This is a genomic window from Coleofasciculus sp. D1-CHI-01 (assembly GCF_040218875.1).
Lineage (GTDB): Bacteria > Cyanobacteriota > Cyanobacteriia > Cyanobacteriales > Coleofasciculaceae > Coleofasciculus.
In genome coordinates this window covers 1-19,054 of the sequence record NZ_JAVJQP010000123.1, presented here as the reverse complement: position 1 = coordinate 19,054, position 19,054 = coordinate 1, and the positions used below count along the sequence as shown (strand labels likewise).

The following is a 19,054-nucleotide window of genomic DNA, read 5'->3' as shown; positions in this document are numbered from 1 at the left end:
GACAAGGATGTAGAGAAACCCCGGACTGTTGATCGCAAAAGGGAGAGGGTAAGCAGCAGAGAATAAACGGTTGATTCGAGTATCGGGTTGTCAGAGCCGTTAATCCTGTCCTAATTATTCTGACGATCGCTATCAAGCATTTAGTGAGCCAAAACCTCAATTGATCCCCCATAGCATTCATACTCGGTAATATTCTTTTATTTCTTGTTCTACTTTCAGCATCAGTGACCGGAAGAAATACAATATAGTAGCAGCTTAGGAGACGCTTTGTCCCCTGTTTTTATCCGTTGAGAAACCCAAAAACCCTTAAATTCAGACTCCCCAGTTCAGATCAAAATCTTATAAAATAGAGTTAATTGTTATCATTGTTCCGAAAAATGTCCCACGGTTGGCAGTTTTGGCGTCGATTTATTGGATTATCCTTAGCCAGCCTTGTCTTTTGTATCAGCTTTCATCCCTGGTCTACTGGGCAAGCCGAACCCGCCACAGAAATTCAACAGCAGCAATTGCTCACACCGGCTTCTGAAAAACAGCTCGTGTCCAAGGGAATTGCATCCTATCAAATCGGAGAATTTTCCCAAGCCATTAACTTATGGGAACAAGCCTTACCTCAAATTACCGACGAAAATGATCGAGCAATTGTTCACAATAACCTGGCTTTAGCCTATCGGCAAACGGGAGAATTGGCTCAGGCGATCGCGCACTGGCAAAAGGCGATCGAAATTTACCAGGCTTCACAAGATGCAGACAACCAAAAACAGATTGCTGGGCTATTAACGGAACAAGCCCAAGCCTACAATGATTTGGGACAGCATCCGCGAGCGATTACCCTCTTAGAGTCAGCCATTGAACTCGCCACTGAATACCAAGATCCCTTAGCAGAAGCTGCCGCTCAAGGCGCTTTAGGCAATGCCCACTGGAGTTTAGGCAACTATGATCAGGCAATTTCCGCCCACAAACAGAGCCTCAAAATTGCCCGCGCATTGAATAATAACAGTTTTATCGCTACGGCTTTAAATAACGTGGGGAATGTCTATGTCAGCAGAGCCAGCCGATCAAGTTATCAGGCGCAGGTGGCTGAGTTAGAAGGAGATGTTGAACAAGCGACACGCTTAACCCAAGAGGCGCTTCAAGATTGGACACAAGCCAGACTATTCTTTGAGCAAAGTCTGGAAACGGCGCAAGCTTTAGGAAGTTTGACCGAAATTAAAGCCTTAATGAATTTAAATCGCTGGGTGATTAGTCGTCATTCCGCCAATGTCGCTGACAATTCAGCCGAACCCTTGAGTGAGGGCGATCAGGCATTTCTTCAGAGCAATTGGCAACGAGTCAGAGAACTCCTCCCTGGAATACCTGATTCACGACAGAAAGCCTATACCCTGATTCACCTAGCTGAGAGTTTCCAACGGATCGAGTCAGAGGCTTCAACTCAGGAGTCGATCCAGCTTTTAACCCAAGCTTTAACGGTAGCCCAAAAAATAGGCGATGCCAAAGCCCAATCCTTTGCCCTAGGGAGCTTAGGACAGGTGTATGAATCAGCCGGAGACTACAGCACAGCGATGAATTTAACCCGCCAAGCTGAATTTAGCGCCCAGCAAATTCAATCCTCTGATAGTTTATATCGCTGGCAATGGCAAGCGGGGCGGATGCTGAAAGCCAGAGGTAACATCGCCTCAGCCATTTCTGCTTATGAAGGGGCGATCGCGACGTTGCAAAATATTCGCGGCGATTTAGTCGCCAATAAAGAATTACAACTAGATTTCCGGGAACAGGTTGAACCCGTTTATCGAGAATTAATTGATTTGCTCCTCAATGCTTCCAGTCGCGATTTGAGCGATCCTAACTCCCAGGAAGAGGTTTCACCCTTGAAAGAGGTACTCGATATCGTCGAACTGTTCAAACTGGCAGAATTGGAAAACTTTTTCGGCGATGAATGCGTGCAAGTCGCCAAAGACAAAGCTCAAAATGAGGAAGGGTTAGCGGATGCCAATGCTGCTGTCATCTATTCAATCATTTTGAACGATCGCACCGAAATGATCCTGCGATCGCCCGATGGTTCCCTGAAAAACTATCCTATCCCCATCAGCAAGGAAGAGATGGAAGCTGAGATTGAGCAGCTACGCTACTTTCTGGAACTACGCAGCACGGAGCAGTATATCCCCCAAGCAAAAGAAATTTATAATTGGCTGATTCGTCCCATGGAAGCTGATTTAGCCGTCATGCAACCCAAGACGTTAGTCTTCATCAACGATGGCGTCTTGCGTCAGATACCCATGAGTGCGCTGCACGATGGTCAAAACTTTTTGATTGAGAAGTATCCCATTGCGATTACTCCTAGTCTGTCATTGACCACCAGCCAACCGTTAGATCGCAATCAGTTAAGAGCGCTGAGCCTGGGTTTAACTGTTGCCAAACCTCCCTTTGCCCCCCTGACGAATGTAGAAGCTGAGTTAAAGGTGGTTGAAGAAATCTTAGGCGGGACAGAGTTAATTGATCAGGAATTTACATTCTCGAACTTGCAAGCCAAACTACGACGCAAAAATTTTCCCGTGGTTCACATGGCAACCCATGGCAAATTTGGTGTAGATTCCCAGAGTACATTTATACTGGGTTATGATCAACAAATTAGTATTGAACAACTCGACAATCTCTTGCGTTCTCGCGGTCGTCGAGAAGCGGTCAAACTGCTCACCTTAAGCGCTTGCCAAACCGCAACGGGAAATAATCGTTCCGCTTTAGGAATTGCGGGTGTCGCTGTTCGAGCAGGTGTAGAGAGTGCGGTAGCGACGTTGTGGTATATCAATGATGAAGCGACCGTACCACTAATTGCCGAATTTTATCGCCAACTGCGCCAACCGGATATCACCCGGGCAGAAGCGTTAAGACAGGCACAGCTTAAGATGATTTCTAATGTCAATTATAATCATCCAGGGGTTTGGTCGCCGTTTATTCTGATTGGCAATTGGCGTTAGTTATTTGTTCATGGTTGATGGTTCATGGCTCCTCAAAAGAGGGAGTAGGGGTATTTGGTGTATCCCTACTCCCGACATTGTGCTACTGTTCACGCTCTACCCGCTTTCCCTTCAATTTGGCAGACTGAATTAGACAGCTATGGTCTTTTAGCAACATCAAGCCGTTCTTGTTGCGTGACTTGAGTCAAGCCAACTTGCTCAAGCAGAGCCAGAAAATCATCGTTGGTGGCTAGCTCATTAGAATTCGCGGTTTGAACGTTGGACATCGCGGCTAAGGCATCGTACCAAAGCCCAGTCTCGGCATAACTCCAAGCGCGATCGCGCCACACCTGTGTTGGTACATTGCTCTTAGCAGGAGTTGATAGCCGTTGGGTTTCTAAAGCGGCTGGTGTGGATACCCGCTCAATCCAGCTAATAAATACAGGATTAGCCGACGGACGCTTGGTATTACAAACCAGAGTGACTGACCATTTGTAGGTTCGTCCAGTTTGCAATTCTGGACGATCTTTGGGCACTTGCAACTGTATCATCCCGGCTTGGGGAGAGTCTATCTGTTTCTCAAACAGCGGTTCCGCCACTCCGGGTTCTACTAAAGCAAACCGCATGGGTACAGAGACAGGCTGTGATAAGTGCCAGAAAAAGGTAGGATGACCTGATATGGTTTGTCCAGCATACTCCTCGGATGGGATCAACAATGTGACTAAATCGTTGGTTAACGATTGGCGACAGCCGCGTGAACCCGAGCCTATTGTCCGCCGTGGATTAGTTGCCACGGGTGGTATATATTGTTTAGACGAACGATGGGTTGACGTTTTGTTTAACTCTGCGTTGGCAGGTAAATCGTTCCAAATCGAGGTCAGAATTGCTAAATTCTTCGATGACGAAAAAATCCGGGGTTCAGGTAGGTCTAAAAAGCCGAACATTTGCAGGGAAACAATTGAAGCTGTCCCGGCAATGATGGTTACTAATTTTTGCCGAGTGGTGTTCATGAGATTAAGTCCTTCGTTTCATAAGGGTCTTTTTACAAAGGGTTGTGATGCACCTACTCCAGCTGTGGAAAAATTTTGCCTGAAGACTTTTGGACTCAATAGCGCTATTGGCTGACAAAATCTAAATCATTATACATCGCATTTTGAACAACTACAGCAAAATTTGATAAACGGCAGTTAACTGTTCGCGCCCTTTGAGTCTCACCTGACCGATTTGTTTTGTGGGGAATTGGTTGTGTAGATGCTGGTATGTTTCTTCATTGATTAAAATCCGGCAAATTCCTCCATCTAGAGTTTTATCGTAACTTTCTAATCGAGCCGCGATATTTACGCTATCTCCTAGGGTGGTGTAGTCAAGCCGTTGAGCATTCCCCAAGCTACCTGTGACGACATCTCCGGTGGCAATTCCCACGCGCATTGCTGTTTGCGGATAGCCTTGACGTTGCCATTCTTGATTCAGGGTTTGCAGTTTCTGTGCCATGGCTAACGCACAGTTTACCGCCGCGATCGCATCCTGGTCAATTTCGGCGGATGTCGTGCGTTTAATCGGTACACCAAACACAGCCATAACTGCATCTCCGATAAACTTATCCACAACACCGCCATGATCTAGCACCGTTCCCGCCATGGCATCCATATATTGATTCAGCCAAGCCATCAGCACTTCTGAACCCATATTTTCTGCTACTGTACTAAACCCTTTCAGGTCTGAGAACAGAACTGTGGCAGTCATCTTCTGACCACGTAGACGCCCTTCTTTGAGAAGTTGTTCGCGATCGCGCCAAATTGCTTCGGCGATTTGCTTGGTGACATGGCGACCGAATAAATTCATAACGGTGTGTCGCTCTTCACGCTCGAAGTTACCGATGTACCCTGTCGTTGCTGTAGCGGCACCCAATAACGCCAAAGCTGGGGGAATCACAGGAATCCACCAACTGCTGATGATAAAGGCTAAGTAGCTGCTCCCGACCAGACCGAAAAGTGCGAACAAAAGGCTAATTACTGTCCAACGAGGGAGTAATTTAGCTAAACCTCCTGCATCTCGCAACACCCAACATAGGGTTGCACCCGTCAAAGACCAGAGAAAAATCCAGATCCCTTCGATTGGTTCCGACCAAGTTTTCAGTCCAGAACGCCCTTGTAGGGCTGAACTCAGCAAGTGACTGATCATGTTAGCCTGAACTTCTATCCCAGGCGTTCGCTCTTGGGTAGCAATTTTATCACCACTATAGGGAGTGTAGAAGAAATCATTCAGGCTAGTGGCGGTTGCCCCAATTAAAACGAGGCGATCGCGCATTAAGTCTGGTGGTATCCGGTCTTCGAGTACCTCTGTCAATGACACCCTGGGAAAGGTACGAGCCGAACCCTTATAGTTTAACAAAATCTGGTATCCCCCGTCATCAGCACTCACATAACCACCATCATTTGCTGAAAAAGGTTGAAACGTCCCCTTTCCTAAATGAAAAATCAGGGGATTCGTTTGTGAAGGTTGAGATATGATTTCTTGCTCTGCTAAATACATCAACGCCAGTCTCATACCAAAAGAGACGGTGACTTGATCGCTTTCAACCATATAAAGCAATGATCGACGCAGCTTACCATCCGCATCAATCACCACGTTATTAAACCCAACTTGTTCGCGTTGATCTAGGAGGGGTGGGGGAGCTACACTAGCGCTAGGATCTTGCTGATTAATTTTCTCTATCCCGATTAAATTGGGAGTTGTTTCAAAAACATTGACTAATTCGTCATGACCGGGCAAAACCGGTAAATCTCGATACAGGTCAAGACCAATCATTCTCGGGTTTTGCGCTTTAATTTTTTTGAGGAGTTCAGCCAGGACATTATCCGGAATGGGCCACTGTCCGACCTTTTTTAGATCCGCTTCACTAATTCCCACAATCAAAATTCGTTCATCCACAGGTTCTTGAGGACGCCAACGAAAATATTGGTCAAGAGCTGCCCATTCCCAAGTCTGTAAAAAGCCGAGAAGCCGCAATAGAATAACGAGTCCAGCCACACCAGGAGCAACCGTCCAGACGCCTCGCCCTGCCCAAATTTTTTGTCTAAGGTCTTTCCACATCTTATTTTTTAGCGATCCTTGATGGTTAGAAAGCTAGATCTCTCTGCTTACTTTATTCAAGGACAAAGTAATTGAAACAGAAAAATTAGGTTTAAAGGAATCAATTTTTACTAAAACTTTAAATTTGGACTCTCTGGAATACCATTTTTGGAAAATTATCCCTGATCAAGGCGCGTCGCTATCATTAGTGTCAACTTAAGCTGAAAGCAATGTTCCAGACATGCCATGGCGCGTCTGAAAGCAGAGGGTGTAGGGGCGGGTTTTACCGATAACATTTTTTCACAAACCGATAAATTGACTAAACCCGCCCCGACTCCGGGAGCCTGTCAGTTTTGCCCATAAGTTCAAGTCGGTTGGGTAAAACTATCACGAAGCCTATTCCTGTTGCGATGCAGCCTGATAGCAGATTAAATCATCAGCATTCGCGATCGCCACCAGTTCAGGAGCAGTACCCACGACGACACGCCCCTCAGACGTTACCATCATACCCTGAGCTTCTTGAATCGGGTCACCGGGTTTCCAGAAACTGGGGGTTGAGGATGGGGAATTGACGGTTGGCGCAGTAGCTTGTTGTCCAGCATCGCCAGTAATTTCCTGAACCTGAGTGACGGAATAGCGACCTTGTAGCGGATTATAAGGATTATTCGGTAAACCCCCTGTACCTGTAACAATAAAGCTACCTTGCTCCTTATTGCGGTGGGTAAGGCAACTATCGGCAATCACTCGTTCCGGCGGCAGAAAATTGGTTGATAGCGGCGAGAGAGAATCTTGATTCAAATTCAGAGAGGATATGAATAAATTACCCGTGTCACCGCTTCCCAATGCCTCGACTGAAATATCCACTCGGTCATTGCCCCGAAATGGCTCAAACGAACCTGGGTTGCGACCTACGGCTGTTCCTTGACCACTAGAGAAAAAGTCTGCCAGAAACACGGGAGAGATAATAGTGATATTACCGCCCCTGCCATCAACAGCATTTGCCAGAATATCACTATCTTCTAGAGCGATAAAGACATCGGAGTTAATCGCAATATTGCCACCGCCACCAACACTCTCAAAAACACTGGCACTAATCAAGCTACCGTCGCGTAGACGAATATCTTCAGCATTGATGTTGATGTTACCTCCTCCTGCTTGATCTGAGGTTGCCCTGATTTCTCCGCCATCTCGGAGTCTCAAGTTATTGGTAGCAATAGCTAAATTTCCTGCATCACCCGTTCCTTCACTGGAAACTTCCAATCGACTGGGCAGAAGCTGACCATCTTCTCCTAAACCATTACCAAGAACTTCTACAGTATCTGAGGCGCTTACCGTTAACGTTCCACCCTGACCTGCACCCGACGTCGCAGCAGATACAATTCCTCCATCTCGAATCCTCAAGTTCTTGGTGGTAATCGCTAAATTTCCTGCATCACCCGTTCCTTGACTTGAAGCTTCTAAAGCACTGGAATTGATCTGACCCTCGATACCAATACCTGTACCCATAATTTCCACAGAATCTGAGGCATTGATTTTTATCGTTCCTCCCTGACCCGCATCAGATGTCGCTGCTGTTAATTTTCCCCCGTCCTCAATAATCAGCCGTCCCGTAGTAATCTCTAAATCTCCAGCCTTTCCATTAGTTTGAGTGTTAACTCTTAATTGACTTGATCCAACGATTTGGGAACTACCACTTATTTGTACTGATTCCGAGGCAGCTATAGACAAGTTTCCACTGCGACCTGTACTGACAGGACCTTTGATGATTGGAAATGAACTAGTTGATATTTCAGCCCCATCTCGAACAATTAACCGCCGAGTATTAACTTTTATATTTCCTGCATCTCCGTCATTTCCCGTAATCGTGGTTATACCGCTAGACCCCAAAATATCTGAAAACCCACTCAGTTCTACTGATTCTGAGCCAGTCACAGTGATAGTTCTGGCTGGGACTGACCCAAACGTGAACGAAGAAATTCGTGAGCCATCAGTTACTGTTACGTGTCTGCCTTGTATTTGAATATCACCACTACCGATATCTCCACTATTAAAAACAGGACTCAGATCGGTTACATCAATGATAGCTACTTGGGATAGATGAATATCCTGAAAATTTTCAACACCCTCATAGCTTAGAGCAAAACCTTGATTTGTTAGGTTCAACGTGACCCTACTTTCGCCATCAACACTTCCTACTTCAATCCGTCCACTTGGCGCTGTTATATTTCCACCTTCTAGGATAACTTCACCGCCTACAAGTGCTAAGCTTTTATCGGCATCTACTCTCAAACCCGCAGGAGTTCCACTACCATTAAATTTTTCCTGCATATCACCCCGACTTGCTTGAGAGCGGTTGATAATCCGTCCAGGAGAGTCTCCAAATTGCAGTCCTACAGGAACACTGACAGTAAGTACGGATGAGGCTGAAGAGTTAATAGCACTAAACTCTGTGCCATCGGCAAATTTTATACTATTTGCTGTGCTAGCAATAAAGGAACCACCCAAATCTAGAGCAGCTTCAGCACCAAAGATAATGCCATTAGGATTGAGAAGAAATAAATTAGCATTACCTTGTGCTTTGAGTAAACCATCAATTTTCGAGATTGAATCCCCGGTCACACGGCTGATAATGTTCTGGACAGTAGAGGTGTTGTCAAACCAAGCCGCTCCACCTGTCGGCACGGAAAACTCATGAAAGCTATGGAAAAGGTTTTCTCCGGCTTGGCTGCCTCCAGTAATAGTGAATTGAAGATTGTCTGAACTATTAACATTTGTGGGTAATGTCCCATCTGGGACAATTTGTCCTTGAACAGTGTTGACTGAAATCAGAACGCAATAGGGAATAGTTGCAAGTAACCAGAATGGATGGCGTCGTCGTTCCATATAAGTACCTCATGGGTCACTATTACGAGTCTAACAACTCACACCCCATTAAGGTTGGAATCACCTATGGTTGTTTTAATAACAACGAGTAAACCATGTCCAACACATCAGACTATTTGAGGTCGCATCCTCTATCTGCTGTTGAGGACTCACAGGCTGGTCTTGCCTAACTCTATTTTCCATGCCGGTATTGGCAGTAACAGGAGCTGCGCCAACTTGAGTAGAAAATGTTAAGCTGAGAGCGATCGCGGTAGATGCAACGAGTTTCATTTTTCTTTTCTCCGAGTAGATGTACGAACCTGTGAGCTTGGTGTGATTCACCTAGCCCTAAAATTTTGAGAGATAAATTGCTCTTAATCAGAGACTTTTTATTCAGTTGTTGGAGTTACCCTGTCAGTGACGCACCCGATTAGTCGAAGTTTGAGAGAAATCTTTTTCTGTCACTGCTCTATAATTAAACTATAGCAAGAGAAAAGACAGAATCTGTGATCTTTATCAAAGCTTCATTGAGAGTTCATACAGCCTTAATAAGTGCCTCTTATGGCTTAAGTTTTCTTTACAGAAGTTCTGGAGTAAGGAGTACACCGAAGTTACGGTGTTAGATGAAATTAAACGTAATACCCAAAACTGTAGACTATAGGCTATGACTGTAGTTGAACCGAAATACATTTGAAATACATCCTGGTTTAGTGGTGTTTGAGTTACGGTTATCAGTGGCATCGGATTAAATTATTCGTCGAGCCGGATTGGACTTCTCTTTTCCGTCCAAGAGAGATATATCGATTCTTCGCTAGAGGGTTGCAACAGTGAAATCCTTATGGTGCATGGGTTGCTTTTTATTCTTTTGTCAGAGTTTTTTAACAAAGTAAGTTTATGTTAAGAGTTGTAATGTAAGATTTGCTTATATTAAGGATTATGACGCAATACTTCGTAACATTAAACACATTAAAGATCTCAATCGTGAAAATTCGGTGAAAGGGAAGTCAACTCAGTCTCATCTGATAAAGTGTACAGCCATCTCAAGAGACTATTTCGGGCTGGCGGCACAAAGCCGAAACCGCAAAGCCCATCAATGCTTTGAGCAGCATAGACATTGGCTCATCTTCAAGGACATAAGGTAAAACCCTTTCATACCCTTGCACCACTATCAAGGAAAATGTATCATTGCTTCCCCAGCTCCCCCTGCTTCCCCTGCTTCCCCTGCTCCCTACCTCCCCACAAGACTTGCAGACCCTAATTTTTTTCTACCTGAAGCGCCGTGTCTGGGAAATCGCTGAAAAGTCCATCAATTCCCAGCCGATAGAATTGCTGATACTCCAACTTAGGATTACCTTGATAGTCGGGGGCGAGAAAAACCTCTTCATTGCGGAATGTCCAGCCATGAACCTGCAAACCCTGAGCATGAGCGTCATCGAGTAACAAAGTGGGGGGTAATAAGTAACCATCCGCCCCCGTGGGTACAATTAAACGTTTGTTGACCCCGATCGCATCAGCATAATCCGCAATTTCCCTTAACCCCTGAGGCGTTACCAGATCTCGATACGTCCGACTGCTATTGTCATGGTGTTGAGGATGAGCAATAAAATCGTAGGGTTGACCGATGTCATTCACTAACTGTACCAAGGATACATCGGTGATTTGCTTGAGCGCTTTCAAGTTCGCCGTTTCAAAGGATTGGATGAATACAGGGGAAGTGCGATCGCCCAATCCGTACTGGTTGAGGATATTTACCAACGGTTCTTCTAACGAGAGTCCGATCGCGGTAAAGTAGGTGGGATGCTTAGTTTCTGGATAAATGCCAATCATGCCTCCAGTAGCAGCACTTTGGCGTTGAACTAGCTCAATAATATCAACCAGAGTAGGGATATCAAACAACCCATCGAATTCTGTCGAACGCAGGTGAGGTAATCGTTCTTTGACTCGTAGAGTTTTTAGTTCTGCTAGCGTAAAGTCCTCAGTAAACCAACCCGTGACAGTTTGCCCATCAATCATTTTAGTGGTTTGGCGATCGCGAAATTCTGGACGAGTCGCCACATCGGTAGTACCCGAAATTTCGTTCTCGTGACGCGCCACTAATACCCCATCCTGTGTGATCACCAAATCGGGCTCAATGTAATCCGCCCCCATCTGAATCGCTAATTCATAAGCCGCGAGGGTATGTTCGGGACGATAGCCACTGGCACCTCGGTGAGCAATCACCAAAGGACAGGAATTTTTGTCACGCGATCGCATCCTTATATATATACCCCTCTTTTTATTGTCTTCTCCCCAGAGGCACCATGGCGCATCTGAAAAATGCACCCCCTGCTCCCACAGAAGGGCGGGTTTAGTTCATTTAGGGGTTGTCTCCAAAATGCTATCGGTAAAACCCGCCCCTACAACCCGGCTCCTGGAGCGATCTCAACCGAAAACTTTTCGAGCGACTGAACTGAGCTTACCACGGTAGTATTTCCCCCTTCGCGTGCCAAAACGTACCAGAATTTTCCAAGTTGAGCTGATCAATGCGGGCTAAAAGTCCCTGAACAGCTTCCTGGGGAGGAATACCATTATGACCTGTCATATCTGTACTCACCATACCCGGATGGAGAATAGCCACGGGAATTTGACGGGGTTTTAAATCAATTGACAGAGACTTACCCGCCATGGAAACAGCGACTTTAGACATGCGGTAGCCGTAAGAATTACCAGAAGTGTTATCTTCAATAGAACCCATGCGGCTAGTCATGATCGCCACCTTAGCACCCGTACCCAAATTGGGGAGTAAAGCTTGGGTGACACGCAACGCGCCCAACGCATTAACCTCAAACTGCTGCCGGATGGCATCAAAGTCAAGCTGGGGGAGAGTATTTTTCCGCAAAATTCCGGCATTGTTAATCAATACATCGAGAGGAGTATTCTTTAAACGTGATGCTAAGTCAGCAACAGAGTCATCTGAGGTGATATCAATCCCCGCCTCCACCCGGATGCCCAAGCTGTCGAGGGCTTCAGACGTTTTTCGACAAACTGCGATCGCCGTTTCTCCTCGTTCGGTTAGCTGTCGGGAAAACTCTAAGCCGATACCTCGGTTTGCGCCTGTTACTAAATAAGTTGCCATATTTATCTTTAATCTCCTGTATAAGTGGGTGGACACAATTAAAGTTAACGGTTGAGATTAGGGAACAGGGAACACCTCGACTTCGCTCGGTGTCCCGGCTCAAAGAGTTCCCAAACGCTTCTCGCATCGCGTCTCTACATTGCTCCCCCCGCTCCCCCAGCTCTCCTTGCTCCCCCAGCTCTCCCAGCTCCCCCAGCTTCCCCAGCTCCCCCAGCTCCCCCTGCTTTTAGCCCTTAAGTTGACACCAATGCGGTAAAACCCGCCCCTACATCCCCGCGCTAAAATCGCCGCCTATATTCAATAATCGCCCGACTATCCCCGGAAAAATCAGTCCCCCCTCGCAATAACACATTATCATTCAGCCGATAACGCAGATTGTATTGGAACGGTTCCCCAGTCGTTAACTCCTTCAACACAGAAACCGAGAAATTTTGGCTGATATCAATCCCCGCTTCAGCCGCAAATCCCAAACTCGAAGCCCGTTCTTCATCATCGGGAATAATCGTCGGAAATAGACGAAACTCACTCAACGGTAACGCATCCGCAATAAAATTACCCACAGGTCCCAAAACCGCTGAACCCGCCAAATTCGCCAACCCCAACGTACTATCCCCTCGCCCTAACGTATCCACAAATCCCCCACCCAACATCGCCACAATTTCCGCTTCGCTGCGTGCAGGTGTACTCGTCAATTCCAACCGATCCTCCAGTTGAGACGCCGGTCCTTCCACCTGGGCGACAACCCGAACCGTTTGCACCGCGCCCAACTCAAAATCAGGCACATCAGCAATTTCGGCCGTCTGGGCGTTTGTCGGGAGTCGCCGTTGGGTCGCTTCCGCCACTGATGTGACTAAACGTACATTTAAATAGGGATCAAGTCCTTGACCCGGAATAAATTCTGCCGTATTTTGCCCCCGCGCCAACCGGAATTGAGTAGTAAATAAATTTACCTGACCCCGCGTTAACCGAATCACACCATCGGGTCTTAAATCTTCTAAGGTTCCATTCAGTTTTAGAGTCCCTTCGGCAAGGAAATTCAAAATCGGTGCCTTTCTAATTTGAATATCTTCCACCAGGGTAATTTTTAAGTCATTAAACTCGAAAACAATACCCTCCTCCGTGTCACCCCCAGTTCCCACAGCAGTTCCCGCACCGCCATCTTGCTCAGGTAGTGGTACAGTACCATCAACTAAGTTAATTTCACCACCAATCGTGGGATTCAACGCTGTCCCCGTTAGCACCACCTGACTTTCTTGGATCTGACCTCGATATAGGGCTTTCAGGTTAATTGCCAGTTCCCCAATATTCACAGTTAGTGGATTTGGCTGAGGAATGGGCTGGGAGATGGGTAGGGTTCCGGCTGCGGTAACTTGACCGCCACCATAGTTCGCCGTCAAGCTATTCACATCAACCCGGTCAAAGTTGAACTCAATTTCCCCCGTCACATCAGTCAGCGGTTCGGGGAGGGCTTGCGAGGCAATCGTCGCCCCTTCTACGATCGCAGTTCCCTGTGCTCTCACTCCTCTGGGACGACCTTCTTCTTGATCAAAGCTGCCTTGAATATCCAAATTAACCCTTCCGGTTCCCCCTCTCCAGACAACTTGCTGGCGGGTAAGGATATTTAATAAAGCCAACCCCTCGTCTTCCACATTCACACTCAGGCGAAGTTCCTCACTCTCTGGGGCGACGGCATCGGGAACGGGTAACTGGTAAGGGATACTCCCCCGAACCACCAATTGAGCATCACCCGCGTCTGTGGGTATACTTTCAGCTAAGAACCGCAAGCGGGCATCACTGTAACTGAAACTCCCCTGCAAGGTTTCAATCGCTTCTTGATTCAGCGTCGCGTCAGTTACCGTCACTGATCCTCTGGCTTGAGGATTCTCTAAACTCCCCGAAAGCGTCGCCGTGGCGTCCAGATTTCCACTAAAAAAGCCGATCGCAGGCGGTAAATCCACCACGTCTCGGATTAGGGCGATGGGGAAGTTTTCTAGGCGTAACTGACCCGATTGTGTCTCGCCACCAATCGTCCCGGAAAATGTAGCAAAACTTTCTCCTGATCGCAAGGTAACCGGAAGCAGCGTCAGTACCCCCTCTTGGAAGCTGCCTTGAAGCGTTGCCTGATTAACCTGATAATCACCCCATTCCCAGTCTTGCCCCTCGATATCAAATTTGGCATTAATTCCCGATGCCAACGAGCCACTAATCCGTACCGTACCGCTAAACGTGCCATCTAACTCGTCTAAATCCGGCAGAATCTCAGCTTCTTCCTCCGCCTGTTGCCGTTGTCGCAGTAGAGTTTCAATTTCTGAGAGACGGCGCAGTTGGGTGTGTAATTTGGCTTGGGGCATTCCCACTTGGGCGATATCCAAGGGTGCGGTGGGGGTGGTGGGTGGTGTTGTGGTCAAGTCGATTAACTGTAAACCCGCGACTAGGGTTTCCAGTTGTCCCTGTTCGATATTCAGCGTCCCTTGAAACTGGGGACCCGTGGGTGTTTGTTGAATTCGACCTGATAGGCTATACAGATTTTCCCCTGGTGTCGCTTCCCCTGGCAAACGACTGCCAAAAATTGGACCGGTTAATTCCACTTGGTCTAACGCCACGTCAAAGGTATTCAAATTAATAGCGACTTCCCCAGAAATATCACCCACCAAGGGTTGAGTCTCCAGGGCGGTAGGCACCGGGGCGATATCTTTAATCAAGGCGATGGGAATATTTTCTGTATTCACCCGTAGCACATTACCCTGGCGCGTCCCGGTAGCGATCGCATCCCCGCGACGAATGTTAAAGGAAACAGGAAGATAATCCGATCCCAGGGCTAATTCAATCTGATCGGTCTCACCTTGGAGATCGAGTTCCACACCCTCTCCCGGTATCACCCTCACTGGACCGACGAGTTCCTCTTCAAAGGTCAACCCACTAACCGCAAAATCCGCCAGTTCCACATTCCCCTGAACACGGGGATTCGTCACTGTCCCGGCAATTGTACCCGTAAAATCCGCCAATCCCGCCACATCCACATCCGCTGCGGCTGGGGGTAAATACGCCGAGAGTTCGCTTAACTCTAAATTATTTGCCGCCACATCTAGGTTAAAATTCCCCACCGCCCCAATTCCCTGATCCAACTGGGCGGGATTCACCCCAATAAACCCACTCGCAGACAGTCCCTCGGCGGTCAACTGTTGCAGGTCTATCCCTTGACCTGTCCAGCGAAATGTGGTATTCACAGGACGGTCAATTAAAGCAAATCCTTGACTAAATCGCAGTTGACCCGCCGCCGTTAGCGATCGCGCGATCGCTTCCGGGGTTAATGTCTCTAAACTGGTGGAGACATCCACATTGCCGCTTAAGGTTCCTGTCAACTGTTCCCCAAACCGTGCCAATTCAATCCCGTCCGGGTTTAACTGGGCTTGTAGCGTCCCATTATTTAACTGTAATGCCGTCGCCCTCACCGTACCCCCTGCCACAGCTAATCTGCCCTGACCTTGGGCTTGAATCTGATCCAGTGCCACCTTCTCAAGCGATCCTGACAGGTCAAAATTTCCCGCCAACACTCCAGCAAATTGCGGTGGTAATTCCGGCGCTAACCTCGCCAACTCCAGTCCCGCTGCTTGCACATCTGCCTGCCAACGTCCGGCGGCGAGATTAATCTCCCTTGCCCGGACGACACCCCCTGCCAGGTTAACTAAAGCATTTCCATCCCCCCGAATCGTTTCCAGCGCTAACTGATCCAAACTCCCGGACAGATTCATAATTCCGGTTAAATTCCCCGACAATTGCGACGGTAGCTGAGGCACAACCCCTGCCAATCCCACACGATTCGCCGCCACTGTCGCTTGCCAACGACCGGCATTTACATCCAAATTCGACACTTGAACCGTTCCCCCACCCACATTCAGTTGTCCCTCACCGGCTACATTAATCGCTGATGGGGAAAACTCATCCAAGGAACCCGACGCCACAAACGTCCCACTGAAGGGAGACTCCAGTTGCGGCGGTAATTGCGGCACAAATTCTGCCAATTGAATCCGATTCGCGTCTATTCGGGCTTGCCAACGCCCCTTGTCTAGAGTCACTTCCTCCAGATTAATCCGTCCCCCAGCCGCCGTTAGCGTCACTTGACCAATCCCACTAATCCCGGAAACAGAGGGATTTGCCAGAGAACCAGACAGGGCAAACGTGGCGTTAATTGGTTCTTGTAGGGCGTCCGGAATTTGCGGGGCTAACTCTCCCAACTGCACCCCATTGGCATCAACATTAGCCCGCCAGCGCCCTTGAGAGAGTTGGATATTCTCCACGCCAATCGTTCCCCCTGCCAGATTCAGGCGTCCCTTACCCTGGGCGCGAATCTGGGATAAGGCAAACTGATCCAAAGGGGTTGATAGGGTAAACTGACCCGCTACCGTCCCCTGAAATTGCGATGGTACATCAGCTAGTTGAGACAGTTCCACCCCCTGGGCTTGAACTAAGGCGGTGAGACGATTATCCAGAACTTGCAGATTCGTCGCCGTGACTGTACCCCCAGCCGCTTGCACCGTCGCCTTTCCCGTGGCGCGGATGTTTTGAGGATTATCCAAGGGACCAAAAATTCTGGCAGTTCCGGAGACAGGACCAACGGGAATCGGTAGGGTGGTGTTGTAGGTTTTCGCCAGTGCAGCAGTTGGCAGGTTATTGGCTTGCACGTTAAATTGTAATCCTCCCTTTTCCCCCAGTTCAATCACACCTTCTCCAGTAATTTTGCCGCCGATGGCGGGTTGGGCTTGCAAGTTGCGAACGGCAAGGCGGGTGGGATCTTGGGGTTGGGCGGGTGTGGTGAGGGTAAAATCGGTACTGATCGTGCTGAAGGTGACGCGATCAATCTGAGTCGGTTTCGTGGTGACGGCTTCTCCCTTAACCACAGGTTGAGTCAACGAACCTGTGACTAGCAGGGCGGCTTTGACTTCTCCAGAGAGGGGAACGGGCGTGTCTTCCAGATTAAAGGTTTGCAAAACGGTCTTGATTTGTACCGCTTGGGTTTGGGCGGTGAGATTAAATCCTGTCTCTAGATCCACGCTACCATTGGCGGTGGCGGGAATTTGCCCGAATTGGGTGGTTACATCTTCTAAGCGAATGGTTGTCTCTTTGAAGCGTAATCGCCCATTGGTATTGGCAAAGGCTTGGGGAAGTTGGGGAACTTGGGCGGTTACGTTGTTCAGGGTGGCGTTTCCCAGAAACTGGAGGGGTTGATCGGGTTTAACCGTAATTTCTAAATCCCCACCAACATTACCCGCATTCACGTCTAAGGGTAGGGGAATCAGCCGATTCAGGGTACTAGCATTGACATTTTGCCCATCAACTTGTAAGTGGGTGGTGCTAGTGGGGAAGAGGTGTTCGCCCTGTAGGTTAAAGGTTCCGCCACTAGCGATTTCACCTTGGACATCGAAGCGAATGATGTCATTGTCTTGTAAGAATTGACTACTTCCTTGGGGAATTGCGATCGCGACGGGGGATTGGGGCTTGCCTTCCGTGGATCGAGGCACAAGCTGCACATCGGCATTCCGCACCCCTAACTGTTGCAACTCTACCTCAATTGGACCGGGTTCTCCTTGCTCTTTAAGTTCCAAGGGCATCCATGAGCCATCAACGGCTTGTTCTATATAGACATCAGGTTCAATTAGGGTAACGTTTAATTCTAACCGACGGTCGAATATAAGGGGAAGTAAATCATACTGAACTTCCACCGCTTCAATCGAGGCGCGATCGGGTTCAGTATCCGTCGGGGGTAAGGCGGCGCTATCAAACCGCAACCCAGTCAGGGAAAAGCGTTCAACGTCGCCAATTTCCACGGGGCGTTGCAGGAGTTGGGTGAGGTTTCTCGCCACCAAGGGTGCCAACATCTGTTGGATAAAATACCACGCAAAAGTCATCCCCCCAGCGATTCCCACCAGCAGGATGATACTGATTCCAATTAGCCAACGCCGACGTCGCGATCGCCTGGGAGGTGGAGATTCTGGTTGTTCATTGGAATTGGATTCCGGTTCGTTACTGGGAGGGGGTACATTGGTCATAGTCCTTAATTCACGCCGGGAAAGAGAAGGCGGTTAGGTTGCTGGGTGAGTGCGATCGCTAGCTAATGTCAGTCAGGGAAGGCTTAGTTTTTTACTATAGACGGATACTAGAATACGCCAATTCCCCCCATAGGGGTAGATGACTAAGTGCAGTCAAGGGAAGATGGGGAAGCTGGGGGACACCTCGACTTCCCTCGGCGTGTTAGCTGGGGAAGCTGGGGGAGCTGGGGAAGCAATGTAGAGACGTAACAGGCTACGTCTGGAAGATGGGGAAGATGTTAGCTGTTGGCGTTATTTCTGCCTTACGTCAGTTCTGCTGTCTTGTCATCAAAACCTGAGAATGTCAGGATTTGTAAATTTATTCCTCCAGAAATAGACGAGCATTACCGCAAAAAGTATCATTAGATACAGAAATATAATCTACCTGAGAGTTTTGACTCAGATCAGTGCAGTGGATCGGTGGGTAGGTTGCGGTAATCACATTGATATAATCTTATGGATGTCGAGACAGCGATCGATTGGGATGAAGCCTTTGAATATCTACCCGGTTCTCTGGTGGAATTGAAGCACCAACCAGGAACCACACATCGTATTGACTTTTATGAACCCATGATGGTTCCCCCGATCTGGTTAGTGGATGATCCACGTCCCCGCTATCCCCACGAGTTAAGGATCGTATCACGCCTGAATGAGCGGGTTTGTTCATTAGAGTCTCAAGCCGTTTAAGCGCAGAAGGCTTGTTTGATCTGACAATCAAACTGAGACGCAGAAAAAACAAAATGACTTGTAGGGGCGGGTTTTACCGTTATCTGTGGCGACAAACCCCCTAATTCAATAAACCCGCCCTGCTCCCAACCATTAATGTTTATAATCCAGTTGGTGTAGGCTCTAGGTGAGTGGGTCTAGTTCCGTGAATTCTCTTCGCCTAGGCTTATTGAGGGCTAAAGCCCTGACTACGAACTGCAGAAACAACAAAATGACTTGTAGGGGCGGGTTTTACCGTTATC

Annotated in this window: 9 protein-coding genes; 2 read left to right on the top strand and 7 right to left on the bottom strand. The window is 48.0% G+C overall.

Annotation, left to right across the window (positions count from 1 at the left end; translation table 11 throughout):
* Positions 1–377 precede the first annotated feature (377 nt).
* Entirely contained in the window at positions 378–2,972 is a 2,595-nt protein-coding gene (locus RIB93_RS22030; RefSeq protein WP_446375641.1) for a CHAT domain-containing protein, read from the top strand.
* 137 nt (positions 2,973–3,109) lie between these two features.
* On the opposite strand, the gene RIB93_RS22025 is transcribed toward RIB93_RS22030, so the two are convergent.
* The 7 genes from RIB93_RS22025 to RIB93_RS21995 all read right to left on the bottom strand — a co-directional run bounded on the left by RIB93_RS22025 (position 3,110) and on the right by RIB93_RS21995 (position 18,047).
* Positions 3,110–3,961 (bottom strand): DUF928 domain-containing protein, encoded by an 852-nt coding sequence (locus RIB93_RS22025; RefSeq protein WP_446375639.1) that lies wholly within the window; start codon positions 3,959–3,961, stop codon positions 3,110–3,112.
* A 151-nt stretch (positions 3,962–4,112) separates the two neighbouring features.
* Entirely contained in the window at positions 4,113–6,044 is a 1,932-nt protein-coding gene (locus tag RIB93_RS22020; RefSeq protein WP_446375637.1) for a CHASE2 domain-containing protein, read from the bottom strand.
* Between the two features lie 375 nt (positions 6,045–6,419).
* Complete coding sequence (locus RIB93_RS22015) at positions 6,420–8,906, bottom strand: two-partner secretion domain-containing protein (RefSeq protein WP_446375635.1); 2,487 nt, start codon at positions 8,904–8,906, stop codon at positions 6,420–6,422.
* A gap of 75 nt (positions 8,907–8,981) precedes the next feature.
* On the bottom strand, positions 8,982–9,176 hold the full coding sequence (locus RIB93_RS22010) for a hypothetical protein (protein ID WP_446375633.1): 195 nt from the start codon (positions 9,174–9,176) through the stop codon (positions 8,982–8,984).
* Between the two features lie 963 nt (positions 9,177–10,139).
* Positions 10,140–11,138: a glycerophosphodiester phosphodiesterase gene (locus tag RIB93_RS22005; RefSeq protein ID WP_446375631.1), complete on the bottom strand. Its 999-nt coding sequence runs from the start codon at positions 11,136–11,138 to the stop codon at positions 10,140–10,142.
* Between the two features lie 202 nt (positions 11,139–11,340).
* Positions 11,341–12,000: an SDR family oxidoreductase gene (locus tag RIB93_RS22000; protein WP_446375629.1), complete on the bottom strand. Its 660-nt coding sequence runs from the start codon at positions 11,998–12,000 to the stop codon at positions 11,341–11,343.
* 278 nt (positions 12,001–12,278) lie between these two features.
* Complete coding sequence (locus RIB93_RS21995; RefSeq protein WP_446375627.1) at positions 12,279–18,047, bottom strand: translocation/assembly module TamB domain-containing protein; 5,769 nt, start codon at positions 18,045–18,047, stop codon at positions 12,279–12,281.
* A gap of 495 nt (positions 18,048–18,542) precedes the next feature.
* On the opposite strand from RIB93_RS21995, the gene RIB93_RS21990 reads away from it, so the two are divergent.
* On the top strand, positions 18,543–18,773 hold the full coding sequence (locus RIB93_RS21990; protein ID WP_446375625.1) for a hypothetical protein: 231 nt from the start codon (positions 18,543–18,545) through the stop codon (positions 18,771–18,773).
* Positions 18,774–19,054: the final 281 nt, after the last annotated feature.

Coding starts and splice junctions, on each gene's coding strand:
- RIB93_RS22005 (WP_446375631.1), bottom strand. CDS start 11,138: ATGCGATCGCGTGACAAAAATTCCTGTCCTTTGGTGATTGCTCACCGA.
- RIB93_RS22025 (WP_446375639.1), bottom strand. CDS start 3,961: ATGAACACCACTCGGCAAAAATTAGTAACCATCATTGCCGGGACAGCT.
- RIB93_RS22015 (WP_446375635.1), bottom strand. CDS start 8,906: ATGGAACGACGACGCCATCCATTCTGGTTACTTGCAACTATTCCCTAT.
- RIB93_RS21990 (WP_446375625.1), top strand. CDS start 18,543: ATGGATGTCGAGACAGCGATCGATTGGGATGAAGCCTTTGAATATCTA.
- RIB93_RS22000 (WP_446375629.1), bottom strand. CDS start 12,000: ATGGCAACTTATTTAGTAACAGGCGCAAACCGAGGTATCGGCTTAGAG.
- RIB93_RS22020 (WP_446375637.1), bottom strand. CDS start 6,044: ATGTGGAAAGACCTTAGACAAAAAATTTGGGCAGGGCGAGGCGTCTGG.
- RIB93_RS21995 (WP_446375627.1), bottom strand. CDS start 18,047: ATGACCAATGTACCCCCTCCCAGTAACGAACCGGAATCCAATTCCAAT.
- RIB93_RS22010 (WP_446375633.1), bottom strand. CDS start 9,176: ATGAAACTCGTTGCATCTACCGCGATCGCTCTCAGCTTAACATTTTCT.
- RIB93_RS22030 (WP_446375641.1), top strand. CDS start 378: ATGTCCCACGGTTGGCAGTTTTGGCGTCGATTTATTGGATTATCCTTA.